The following is a 12766-nucleotide window of genomic DNA, read 5'->3' as shown; positions in this document are numbered from 1 at the left end:
TAAATATTAAGAAAACAAAAAGGCAAGTGAACTTGCCCTTTTGTTTCAATAGAATGACTAATTCAAATAATTATTAATTGTAACCATTATTTTGAGGATAACCTGGACCTAAAAGGTCTAAATCATTTTGAGATATTGGCCAGTTAATAAAATGTGATCTCCAATTCTCTCTAGGATCTTTAGATCCTAAATTGGCTGGAAAATATTCCCCATCACCAGCGTAATTGGTCATTTGGAAATCGATAACCGATTGTCCCATTCGTTTTAAAGTAAACCAACGTTGCCCTTCAAAAGCTAATTCTCTAGCGCGTTCGTCTAAAATGGTTTGTTGATTTACGGTGGTCACTGGCGTAGCACCAGCTCTAGTTCTTACCGCATTTATATATGGTAAAGGATCACCTGAAGATCTCATAATAGCCTCTGCAGCTATTAAATATGTCTCAGCTAATCTGTAAACCGTTACATTACCTCTTATTAAATAAGATTCTTCATTACCATCTTCTTGTGAAAATTTTATACAAGAAGGGTGCATTCTTTGGTAATATGATGTGTAGTTACTACTTGGATTATCTAAATCCGTGATTGCCGCATAATCATCTACTTCCTCACCAATTCTATCTCCAGATGTATAATAATATTTTAATCGAAAATACGTATCATCATCTCTTGTATCGTTTGGATCTTCTGCTAAAAGATTTAACAGATATAGGTTTGGCAAAATTCTAGAAAAACCTCTACCTCCTTGTTCATTATTAGATTCTATACCTGAAATCTGAAAATATTGAGTGACATAATTTGCATTCATCATGGTTGTGTTACCACCACCAAGTAAATCATCTTGAGATTGAATAACGAATAATGATTCAGAATTATTTCTATCACCAGCAAACACATCTGCGGTACTAGACACCAAACCATGAGGTCCTTCTTCTATTAAGGATACCGCTTGATTTTTTGCTTCAGTCCAGTTACCTTGCCACATTGCTACTTTAGCCTTTACATGCTTTGCTGTTCCTTTAGTAACACGTCCAAATGTATCTGACCACTCTAAATTGTCTATCGCAAAGTTTAAATCACTATTGATAAGTGCGAAAATTTCTTGCTCTGTAGATTTATCATTAATAACATCAAAAGCATTATCCACAGTTATAGTTTCTGTCGTCACATAAATATTATTGTACATTCTGTATAAGTAGAAATACGAATGTGCTCTAAAAAACTTTGCTTCAGATAAAATTTGCGCTCTTGTATCTTCATCTATACCCTCTAAAGTTTCAGCTGCATTTATTATTGCAGTCGCTTTATTAGCCATATTATAAAAATGTTTCCAAAATAATGAAGACGCAAAATTAGTACCCTGATCTACTGGAGACGTACCTCTTTCATATCTCCCCATTAAACCAGTATATCCAGATCTTGAAAAGGTTAAATCACCCCGAGAAGACATCAATACCGATCCCATGAAATCCTCAGTACTATTATCATAACGATCTCTTTCAAACTTATATAAACTTACTACTCCAGATTTTAAGCCTCCTTCAGTAGTATAAACATAATCCGCATCAATTAGCGTACTCGGTTGTTCTTCTAAGAAATCTTCGCAAGAAGTAACAACAAAGAATAACGCCGTGGCTAGCAGAAATCCACTTTTTATTTTTGAATAAAAAAACTTCATTTTCATAATATTATTCTTTTTATAATTAAAATTTAACTCTTACTCCAAATGTGAATGACTTTGCATCAGGATAACCCGTATCAGCATTTGAAAAGGTAGATCTAATATTTACCTCTGGACTGTAACCTATATAATCTGTGTTTGTAAATAAATTTGTTGCAGTCACATAAAATTTAATCTGCTCAAAATTTAATTTAGATGTAAACTTGTCTGCTAAAGTATATCCTAAGCTCACCGTTCTTAATCTAAGGTAAGATGCATCCTTAACCGCTAAAGCATTTAAATACTGATCGGCAGCATCTTTATTCGGACGCGGAAATGAATTTGACGGATTTTCTGGTGTATAATAATCTACTTTAACACCGTTTATATCTCCTCTTAAAGTCCCACCATTATTGTACTCATTTAAGAATGGATTCACTTTTGTAGCCCCTTCTACAGCATAGAAATCGACAAGTAAATCAAACCCTTTATAATATACTGTTGTAGATAATGACCCAAACCAGTCTGGATTAGGATCGATAAACACACGATCTTCTTGTGTAATTTTACCATCAGGTCCAGCGATAATATTACCGTCCTCATCGACTCCGTTGACATCTTTAATTTTGATATCACCAGGCCTTAAATCTGTTTGAGGATTTGCTGATTCTGAATTAGCTTGAGGTGCATTTTCAAAATCTTCACCTTCTTGCCAAATCCCATCAAAAGCGTACTGATAAATAACGCCAACTGGCTGACCAACATAATAATTAAATGAATTATCTTCAGTGATCGCGTTACCATTTCCATCATCATAAAGTTCTAATATTTTGTTTTTATTATTAGACCAATTTGTAGAAACTGACCATTTAAAATCTTCAGTATTAAAAATATTTGCTGTTAAACTAAGTTCAACACCTGTGTTTTGCATTTCACCTGCATTAAAGAATGTTGACGTGTATCCTGTAACTGGCGGCACACCTCTTCTTAATAATAAATCTGTAGTTCTTGCATCGTACCAGTTAATACTACCTACTAATATTCTATTGAATATTGAAAAATCGAAACCAAGGTTTAAAGTGGTGATTCTTTCAAACTTCAAATCTGGATTAGGTAAAATAGTCGATGGTGAGAATCCTGACCCAGTTTCCTCGTCAAATATATAAGGTTGGAAATCTGCTGTAAATAGTGATGTATAAGCACGACCTAAATCATTAACCAAAGAACCATAACTTGCTCTAAATTTTAATTCTTGTATAGAACTTACATCTTCTAAAAAGTTTTCATTATGAATTTTCCAAGCAAAAGAACCCGCTGGGTTATAACTCCATTTATTACCTTCACCATTTAAAGAGGCACCATCAGCTCTCACAGTACCTTCAAAAGTATATTTATTTAATAATGAATATCGTGCTCTGGCTAAATACCCTAAATATCTAAATTGATCACCATCGCGCTCTACAGTAACATTACCTATGGCACTTGAAATACCATTATACCCTAAATCTTCATTAGCAAACCCCTGACCTTCGGTAAAGGTTCTTGTGAACGCATTTTCTTGCGTCGATTGCACTAAGGTTACATTAAGACTATTATTAGCATTTATGGTTTTGTCATAAGTTAAAATATTCTCTATTAAATACGACTCACGTAATTGATTGTCAATTCTAGCAATACCTCTAACATCGTCACCCGCAGAACTTAAAGAAGATTGGTATTGCCCTCTTTCTGAAGTTCTTCTTGTTAAATTAGCCTTTAACTGGTATTGTAAATCATTAGTAATCTGCCATATTGGTGTTACATTAACAACATAATCATTACCTTTTTCTTCGTGATTTTGTTCTCTTAAATTCCACAGTGGGTTAACAGCTGACAACTCTTCACCACTTGGAAAACGTGTAATACTTCCGTCGACGTTATAAGCACTACCTAATGGAGATGTGGTAATTACGTTAACATTTGCAGCTCTATCAGTATCATCATTTAATAAGTTTATATCGAAATTTACAGAGAATTTATCCGATATTTTTTGATCTACATTTAAACGTAACGTTTTTCTTGTATAACTAGATGAAGGTATAAGACCATCTTCTTTGAAGTAATTAATACTACCAAAAACCTTAGTCATTTCCGTACCACCACTAACGCTTATTGCCTGACTATTAACGAAACCATTTCTCATTAATTCATCTTCCCAATTTACGAAACGATTGTTTGTAAGATTATCATATTCAACTTCTGTAAATACATTATCGACAACATCATCAGCATAACTATCGTCTGCTCTTGTGGACCTCCAAGCTTCTCTTCGTAATTGCGCTAACTCTTGTCCGCTATAAACATCAAAATTCCGCTCAATACTTTTTGTTGTTAAAAAACCGTGATAGCTCACACTTACTTTACCTTCAGAGCCACGTTTAGTTGTTATTAAAACAACACCATTAGCACCTCTAGAGCCATAAATAGCCTGAGCAGAAGCATCTTTTAAAAACTCAATAGATTTGATATCATCTGAGTCAATATCCTCAATACCTCCATCTCTAATAATACCATCTACAACATAAATCGCACTTACATTACCTTCTATAGAACCTTGCCCTCTAAAAATAATATCAGATGTACCACCTGGCCGTAACGTACCTCCGCCGACATTAACTTGTAAGCCTGCAATTCTACCTCTCAACATTTCATTAACGTCTGATGTTGGTGATAAGGTTGCTTTCTCTAGGTCTGTAGTTGACACAGCATTTACGATATCACTTTTCTTTTGTGAACCATAACCAATAACTACAACTTCTTCTAAAGCACTATCTTCTTCTAAAGTTATCGAGATTTCTCCCGAACTATAGACCACTTCTTTAGATTTAAATCCTACATAAGATACCACCATAATAGCGGATTCATTTGAAACATCTAAAGTAAACACACCATCAAAATCTGTTTGTGTTCCATTAGAAGTTCCTTTTTCTATGACAGACGCACCTGGCAAAGGCATATTATCTGAAGCAGAAAGCACTTTTCCTTTTACTGTGGTCTGCGCAATCAGAGAAAACGAACTGCACAATAAAAAGAGACAGAAGAATATTTCAATTCTTGATTTTTGAAATTTGAATTTCATGAATGATTGATTTAGTTAAAAATTAAAGCCCAAAACTATCATTTCAAAACATGTAGAAATGAGATGCAATGTTAAGCTTTTGTAAATTTAACCTCAAATAATTGCTAATTTGACAATCGATACCTCGATAAAAAACGAACATCATAAAATTTAACAATAATAAATCTTGAAAAAATCTCGGTAAGTATTATAAACATTAGTAATCTAGAGAACTTAAAATTTCTTAAAAAAAACCAAAAATTTAGCCTAAAAACACACTTGTCGAGGTAAAGTCGTGGTAGAAAATGGTATTGTCGAGGTGTTAGAATTTTAAGATATAGTTAACTAAACTGTCATCATGATTTAATTGTAACCTTTTACGTAATCTGTAACGCTTAGTCTCCACACTTTTAATAGAGATATTAAGCAATGGAGCCATTTCCTTAGAGGATAAATTCAACCGTAAATAAGCACAAAACTTCAAATCATTTGGTGTTAAATCTGGATGTGCGGCCTTAATTTTATCCATAAAATCTTTATCTGCATTATTAAATGCCTCTTTAAAGAATTTCCAATCTTTATTATTGTTCAAATTGGTATCAATTAGATTTACGGCGCTTTCAATATCTTTATTATTTCTATTCTTTTTTAATTCCTTCTTTATTTTATTGAGTAACTCATTTTTCTTAATGATACTCATTGTAGAAATCACTAACTCTCTATTTTTTCCTTCGATATCTTGATTTAATTTTTCATTCTTTATTTGAATGAGTGCACGTTCACTTTTGATGTGTTCATGCTTAAGAATTCGTTCGTAGTAAAATTTATAAACCTTATTAACTAAAAATGCAATTCCTATTAAAATTAAAACATACACCAGAATCGCTAAATTGGAAATATACCACGGTCTATTCACTTCAAAATGATATACAATTGTATTCTCCGTAAGTTGATTTCCAACTTTTCCTTTAACTTCTAAAGTATAATCACCAAAAGATATATTTTCAAATTGCACACTCGACGAGTGAGACCAATCGCTCCATTTGTCAGAAAGCCCTTCAATTTTATAACTATAGCTAACATCTAGGAATTTATTGTATTCCGGAACCGAAAACCCAAATGAGACGATACCTTTCTCGTGTTCAAATGAACCATTTTCGGTTAGAGACAAATGATTTGAACTCCCATCTATGTTCTTTTTCATTATAGTATTAAAATGAATTGAATGGGGGGTGTCAGCTTCAATATTTGCTAAATCAAGCGTTAGATAACCGTTTACTGTTCCTAAAATATATTTTTCACCTTCAATGTGCTGTATATTTTCAAATCCTAAAACCCCTTTTCTTAAACTTGAAGGAATTGCAATATCTGTAATCTGGGGTTTATTAGTAAGATTGTCATTAGTAATATAGCTAATGTTGTTTTTGAAGAACAGCCATAATTTACCTGTCTGATCGACCACCATTTTTCCGGAAGTGAAATTTTTGGACGCAATCAAATCTGTTAAAACACTATTCTTAACGAATTTATGTTCAGCTTCATTATAATTAAATATGCCATTTTTTGAAGTATATAGTATGTCTCCTTGATAACTCTCCAAACTAGAACTATTTCCAATAGTTAATTCTGAAACATCTACCACATCTATAGTTTGAGTAAAATCAGAATTCATGTTTAAAACAAAAACTCCTTTATACTCATGGTTTACCATGATTTGGTTGGCATTGTTAATTTCGAAAAAGCGCGATGAGTTTTTAAAGTTTTCAATTTTATTCCTGACCGTCCAAGTTTTATTTTTAAGCTCTAAAACATATAAGCCATCATAGTTTCCTTGAAGCAATAGATTATCATGATTTGGAATTTTCTTAAAGTTCCAAGCCCCTAAGTCTGAACTAATTTTTTCTATCTGATTTCCATCAACACTAAAAGTTCCTAAATGATGACCACATATCAAACTTTCGTTATTATGATTATATAAGCTCCATACCTGACCCGCTGTACCTTCTACAAAACGAAACGCCTCATCTCTAGACTTTAGCGGCCTATAAAACAGTCCTTGATTAGTCCCTACATAAAGTAAATCCTTGTAAATAATGGTAGAATACACGGTTCCTAAAACCCCTTCGTAATCTATAAATGTTTGTATTGGTGATGTGATATTTATACAGTTAATACCGTTATCTAATCCTGCCCAAACATTATGGTTCGCATCTTCAAACAAAGCTAAAACGGTGTTATTACTTAATCCTAATTTCTGATTTATAACATATTCAAATTCACCTGCATTACTAATTTTCACAATTCCATTAGAAATTGTACCAATCACAAAACTGTTATCTTCAAGCTTAATACTGTTAAATATGTTTAATCGTTTTAACCGCTCATTTGCGGTAATCTCCCATGGTTCTAATTGATTATTCTTGACCTGAAAAAAACCAGAATTCCTGGTAAGAATCGTCAGAAGGTCATCTACAAAAAACATATTAATAACCCGATCTTCTATAACGACAGCATCACTAATTATTAATTTAGGTTGCCCATCTTTTATAAGATAAATCCCCTCGTTAGCCACATGATAATAAATATGATTATTGATATTAAATACTTTGTAAATAATTTGTTGTGACGTAATAATTTTAAAAGTCTCAGCTTCCTTGTTGAAAAAATGCAAAGCGTGACCCGATTGAAAAAGCACCCATTCTCCAAGGTCTAAAATGTTCCAAATTTGATCATCGCTAATATTGGCTTCTTTTAGTTTTGGAATTAGTGATGTATAATTTAGTAATCCTTTTTCATCCTTTACCCAATACCCAAAATCTTCATAGCAACCCGAATAAATTCTATCTCCAATAACCTTTACTGCTCTCAAAATAGTATTGTTTGGAGACGGATACGCCACCCAACTAGAACCATTATATTCTAAAAGGCCTTTATTATTTGCAGCATAAATGTAATTATCTGCACTTTGGGAAATCATCCAGTTTTGATTATCACCACCATAATCTGACGCTGTAAATTTTTCAATAGGCGGTAATTCTTGCGCAGGAAGCATCAAGAATACATTTAGAAATAATATAAATATGAAGTGTTTCATCTGTTTCGTAAAGATAGTTTTAGATAATGAACAAACAAAATGCCAGCTCTTTATGAACTGACATTAAAAATTATAAACTTGAAATACTAAGCTATGACAACGCAAGCATTAAAAAAGCTGCTAACGCTCCACCAGTTAATGGCCCTAAAACAGGAATCCAAGCATACGACCAATCACTTTTTGCTTTATTTTTAATTGGTAAAATAGCATGCATAAGTCGCGGCCCTAAATCCCTTGCCGGATTAATGGCATAACCAGTAGTACCTCCTAAAGACAAGCCAATGGACCAAACCAAAAAAGCAACAGGCAAAGCTCCTAAAGCCCCTAAACCTATAACGGCTTCAGTCTCTGTAATACTGGCATCTGCAAAATAAAATATGGTAAAGAGTAAGACAAACGTCCCGATCATTTCACTAAAAAAGTTTGAAAACGTATTTCTAATCGCTGGCGCAGTACAAAAAACGGCTTTCTTAGAATCTGCGTCTTCTGTTTCGTCAAAATGATTCTTATAAGTTAACCAAACTGCAGAAGCTCCTATCATAGCTCCAATCATTTGCGCTAAAATATACATCGGCACATCAGCCCAGGGAAATTTACCAGCGATTGCCACAGCAACTGTAACTGCTGGATTAATATGCGCTCCACTATAAGGCCCCGCAATAACCACAGCAACATAAACAGCCAAAGCCCAACCTGTTGTAATCACTATCCAACCACTATTATTACCAATGGTTTTATTGAGGACGACATTAGCCACAACGCCTCCACCTAGTAAAATTAAAATCGCTGTACCTATAATTTCTGCTATAAATGGTGTCATAATTTAAACGCTGTTTTAAATGTTTTTAGTCCAATACTCCAAAGCATCAATAGCTCTATACCAACCTTTAATATTGGTTTCAATTTCCGTTCTGTCCTCTTTTGGACTAAACGTTTTATCCGCCTGCCAAATATCTTGAATTTCCTCAGGACTTTCCCAATAACCAACAGCCAAACCTGCTAAAAACGCCGCTCCCATAGCAGTGGTCTCTACTATTTTTGGTCTTACCGTTTTAGTGTTTAAAACATCCGATTGAAACTGCATCAACATATTATTAATTGTAGCACCACCATCTACACGTAATTCTTTTATAGATATATCGGCATCAGCTTCCATGGCTTTTAAAATATCCATAGTTTGAAATGCTATAGACTCTACAGCTGCTCTAGCGATATGTGCATCTGTACTCCCTCTTGTCAATCCAAACATAGTACCTTTTGCATGCTGATTCCAATGTGGCGCTCCCAAACCAGCAAAAGCCGGAACAAAATAGACACCATCTGTACTATCTACCGAAGCTGCTAATTTTTCGACATCTGAAGAATTTCTTATAATTTTTAAACTATCGCGAAGCCACTGCACAACGGCTCCTGCAATAAAAACACTTCCTTCTAAGGCATAGGTTGTTTTTCCGTTAATTTTCCAAGCTACAGTCGTCAACAAGTTGTTTTTTGAAACGATTGGTTTATCTCCGATATTCATTAACATAAAACAACCGGTTCCGTAAGTATTTTTAACCATGCCTGGTTTGGTACACATTTGCCCAAATAATGCTGCTTGTTGGTCACCTGCAATTCCTGCAATGGGAATTTTAGTATCGTAAAATGTCGATGTCGTGTGACCATAAACTTCACTTGACGCTTTTACTTCTGGCAACATACTTTTAGGAATGGTCAATAACTCTAACAATTCATCATCCCATTCCATGGTATTGATATTAAACATTAAGGTTCTAGAAGCATTAGTAACATCTGTGACGTGTTGCTTACCTTTTGTAAAATTCCAAACCAACCAACAATCAATAGTTCCTAAAATTAAATCTCCAGCTTCGGCTTTAGCTCTCGCGCCTTCAACATTATCTAAAATCCATTTAACTTTAGTTCCTGAGAAATAAGAATCTATAACTAAACCTGTTTTTTTCTTTATAAGTTCTGCCTTACCTTCTTTTTTTAGTTGGTCACAGTAATCTGAAGTTCTTTTATCTTGCCAAACAATCGCATTATAAACAGGTTTCCCCGTGTTTTTATCCCAAACCACAACAGTTTCACGCTGATTTGTAATTCCAATAGCCGCGATGTGCTCAACATCCAATCCATTTTTAGCAATGGCCTCTGCTGCAACTCCGGCTTGTGAAGACCAGATTTCTATAGGGTCATGCTCTACCCAACCTGGCTTAGGAAAATATTGAGTAAACTCCTTTTGAGCTATTGAAACAATACCACCTTTTTTATCAAAAACTATCGCCCTAGAACTTGTTGTACCCTGATCTAGGGACAGAATATATTTACCCATAATTTATTAGTTTATTTATTAGTTTACCGAAGTAGAGTTCGGAATAAATTAATATTATTTTAATATGTATTGATCTGCAATTTGTATAAATTCTGAAATTTGTTCAACTCTCCAATCATCAGTTTCATTTAATTCTACTCTTAATAATTCGCCAACAAGCGGTGCTATTTCTATAGCTGCTTTTGCATCTAAAAATAGTATTCGCACACGCCTTGCTAACACATCTTCAATGCTTCTCGCCATTTCATGTCTTACAGCCCAAATTATTTCTGCTTTTGTAAACTCTAATCTTGGATGCAAAAGTTCTCCTAATTCAGGATTTTCTTTAACAAGCTGAGCAATACCTTTTTGATCTGTTCCGTAAATATAAAGATGATTTGCGCGATCTACAGCTCCGTTAGAACCATGAATCTTAATGTTTTGTGTTTTGCATTTTGAGCTCGGCAGCTTCTTTAACTCTATGACTTTATCCACGGTATCTTGAGCCATTCTTCTGTACGTAGTCCATTTTCCTCCTGTGATTGTAATCAATTCAGAATCTGAAACTATTATTTTATGGCTTCTAGATATTTCTTTAGTTTTTTCTGATTTATCTTTTGGTGCTGCCAAAGGTCTTAGTCCGGCATAAATACTTAACACATCGGCTTTGCTCGCTTTTTTATTAAGATACCTGTTTGCTGTCTCTAAAACAAAATCGACCTCTTTATCTAAAGCTTTTGGCTCTAAACTATGACTATCTAATAAAGTATCTGTTGTTCCGACCACCACTCTATTATGCCATGGTACTAAGAATAACACACGACCATCATCCGTTTTCGGAATCATTATAGCATCGTTTCCTGGTAAGAATGATTTATCAAATACCAAATGAATACCTTGACTTGGACGAATACTGTTCTCTGCAGATTTATTATCCATTTGCAAAACCTCATCAGAAAACACTCCTGTTGCATTGATAACTGTTTTTGCATTTAAGGTATATTCAGTGTGAGTTTCGGTATCTATAGCAACGACCCCATTAACTAATCCGTTATCGTCTTTTTGAAGGTTTTTCACCTTAACATGATTCAAAACTGTCGCACCTTCTTCAATACAACTCTGAGCGATGTTTACGGCTAACCTAGAATCGTCAAACTGACCATCGTGATAAACAACACCACCTTTTAACTTATCTGTTTTTAAAGTTGATAACCTAGCAATGGTTTCACTCTTCTTAATTCTAATCGACTTACCAAAACTTAATTTTCCGGATAAAAAATCATAAACCTTCATTCCCACCATATAGAAAAAATTATCCCACCATCTATAATTTGGAATTATAAAAGACTGATTACTTACTAAATGTGAGGCATTTTGCAACATCAACCCTCTCTCATACAAAGCTTCTCGAACCAAATCGATGTTTCCTTGCGCTAAATATCTAACTCCACCATGCACTAATTTTGTACTTCGACTCGAAGTTCCTTTAGCAAAATCTACCTGCTCTAAAAGCAATGTTTTATAACCACGGGTTGTGCAATCTAAGGCAACACCTAATCCTGTTGCTCCTCCTCCAATAATAATAACATCCCAATTTTCGGTCGTTTTTAACTGATCTAATAACGTTTCTCTTTTGAACAAAATAGTGTATTTGTATTACAATTAGTTTCAAATATAAATAAATTAATTCAAAATGAAACAAAATGAAACTTATATTTCTCTAATAATGAAGATTATCAAAAAACACCAGCTTCATTTTGTTTCGTTTTATTATATTTGTTTGTTTTCAAGCCTTATCATTATCAAAAAAAACATCGCATCAAAATTCAATACATGAAGAGACATCAAGACATACTAGACCGGTTAGAGAAAGAAAAACACCTTGAAGTTTTAGACTTATGTGAGATTTTAAATGTTTCTGCAGTAACTATTAGAAAAGATTTAAAACTTCTAGAACAAAAAGGTTTACTCCACAGAACTCATGGCGGAGCTTCTTTAGAAAACCCATACATTAATGAACGTACGGTTTTAGATAAAGAAAAAATCTCAGTAGAAGAGAAAAATGGCATTGCGCAATTGGCCGCAAGTCGTATTGTTGAAAACGACTCTATTTTAATTGCCTCTGGAACAACCGTACAAGCCTTTTCAAAATACATTCAACCCAAAAACAAACTGACAGTAATTACGTCTTCACTTCATGTGGTTCTACACCTTATACATGATAAAAATATTGAAATCCTTCAACTTGGTGGTTACATAAGACACAGTTCTGCTTCTGTTATTGGGAATTACGCGGAATATATTTTACAAAATGTGTCTTGCAGTAAATTGTTTTTAGGTGTTGACGGGATTGATTTAGAATACGGCCTTTCTACTACAAACTTAGAAGAAGCTGAATTAAACAAGAAAATGCTAAATGCAGCTCAAAAAGTGATTGTTTTGGCGGATTCATCAAAATTCGGAAAAAAGAGCTTTGCTCGGATATGTGATCTTTCACGTGTGGATGAAATTATCACAGACAGTGGTATTTCCGATATAAAACGAAAAAAATTAGAAGAAAAAGAAATCAAAGTCACGATTGTAGATGGCTTATAAATTTGAATTAAC

7 protein-coding genes are annotated in these 12766 nt (G+C 33.9%); 1 reads left to right on the top strand and 6 read right to left on the bottom strand.

All coding sequences use genetic code 11. The features are described 5' to 3' along the window. Positions 1-73: 73 nt before the first annotated feature. The 6 genes from HM984_RS04010 to HM984_RS03985 form a co-directional block, all read right to left on the bottom strand. Entirely contained in the window at positions 74-1681 is a 1608-nt protein-coding gene (locus tag HM984_RS04010; protein ID WP_179348209.1) for a RagB/SusD family nutrient uptake outer membrane protein, read from the bottom strand. Between the two features lie 19 nt (positions 1682-1700). Continuing rightward, positions 1701-4775: a SusC/RagA family TonB-linked outer membrane protein gene (locus tag HM984_RS04005; protein WP_179348208.1), complete on the bottom strand. Its 3075-nt coding sequence runs from the start codon at positions 4773-4775 to the stop codon at positions 1701-1703. Positions 4776-5076: 301 nt separating this feature from the next. Continuing rightward, positions 5077-7848: a helix-turn-helix and ligand-binding sensor domain-containing protein gene (locus HM984_RS04000; RefSeq protein WP_179348207.1), complete on the bottom strand. Its 2772-nt coding sequence runs from the start codon at positions 7846-7848 to the stop codon at positions 5077-5079. A gap of 91 nt (positions 7849-7939) precedes the next feature. Further along, a complete protein-coding gene (locus HM984_RS03995; RefSeq protein WP_179348206.1) occupies positions 7940-8668 on the bottom strand; it encodes an MIP/aquaporin family protein in 729 nt (242 codons plus the stop codon). Between the two features lie 15 nt (positions 8669-8683). After that, on the bottom strand, positions 8684-10180 hold the full coding sequence (glpK, locus tag HM984_RS03990; RefSeq protein ID WP_179348205.1) for a glycerol kinase GlpK: 1497 nt from the start codon (positions 10178-10180) through the stop codon (positions 8684-8686). A 54-nt stretch (positions 10181-10234) separates the two neighbouring features. Beyond that, positions 10235-11800, bottom strand: a complete 1566-nt coding sequence (locus HM984_RS03985; RefSeq protein ID WP_179348204.1) for a glycerol-3-phosphate dehydrogenase/oxidase — start codon at positions 11798-11800, stop codon at positions 10235-10237. A 192-nt stretch (positions 11801-11992) separates the two neighbouring features. On the opposite strand from HM984_RS03985, the gene HM984_RS03980 reads away from it, so the two are divergent. Further along, positions 11993-12754 carry a DeoR/GlpR family DNA-binding transcription regulator gene (locus HM984_RS03980; RefSeq protein WP_115807559.1) on the top strand — a complete coding sequence of 254 codons (762 nt, stop codon included), beginning with the start codon at positions 11993-11995 and terminating at the stop codon, positions 12752-12754. Positions 12755-12766: the final 12 nt, after the last annotated feature.

Source organism: Winogradskyella pacifica, from assembly GCF_013403915.1.
GTDB classification, from domain to species: domain Bacteria; phylum Bacteroidota; class Bacteroidia; order Flavobacteriales; family Flavobacteriaceae; genus Winogradskyella; species Winogradskyella pacifica.
The sequence above is the reverse complement of the archived record's forward strand: the minus strand, read 5'-3'. Positions and strand labels throughout refer to the sequence as shown.

Excerpts from the sequence above, each read along its gene's own strand:
- HM984_RS04005 (WP_179348208.1), bottom strand. The coding sequence starts at position 4,775 with ATGAAATTCAAATTTCAAAAATCAAGAATTGAAATATTCTTCTGTCTC.
- HM984_RS03980 (WP_115807559.1), top strand. The coding sequence starts at position 11,993 with ATGAAGAGACATCAAGACATACTAGACCGGTTAGAGAAAGAAAAACAC.
- HM984_RS04000 (WP_179348207.1), bottom strand. The coding sequence starts at position 7,848 with ATGAAACACTTCATATTTATATTATTTCTAAATGTATTCTTGATGCTT.
- glpK (WP_179348205.1), bottom strand. The coding sequence starts at position 10,180 with ATGGGTAAATATATTCTGTCCCTAGATCAGGGTACAACAAGTTCTAGG.
- HM984_RS04010 (WP_179348209.1), bottom strand. The coding sequence starts at position 1,681 with ATGAAAATGAAGTTTTTTTATTCAAAAATAAAAAGTGGATTTCTGCTA.
- HM984_RS03995 (WP_179348206.1), bottom strand. The coding sequence starts at position 8,668 with ATGACACCATTTATAGCAGAAATTATAGGTACAGCGATTTTAATTTTA.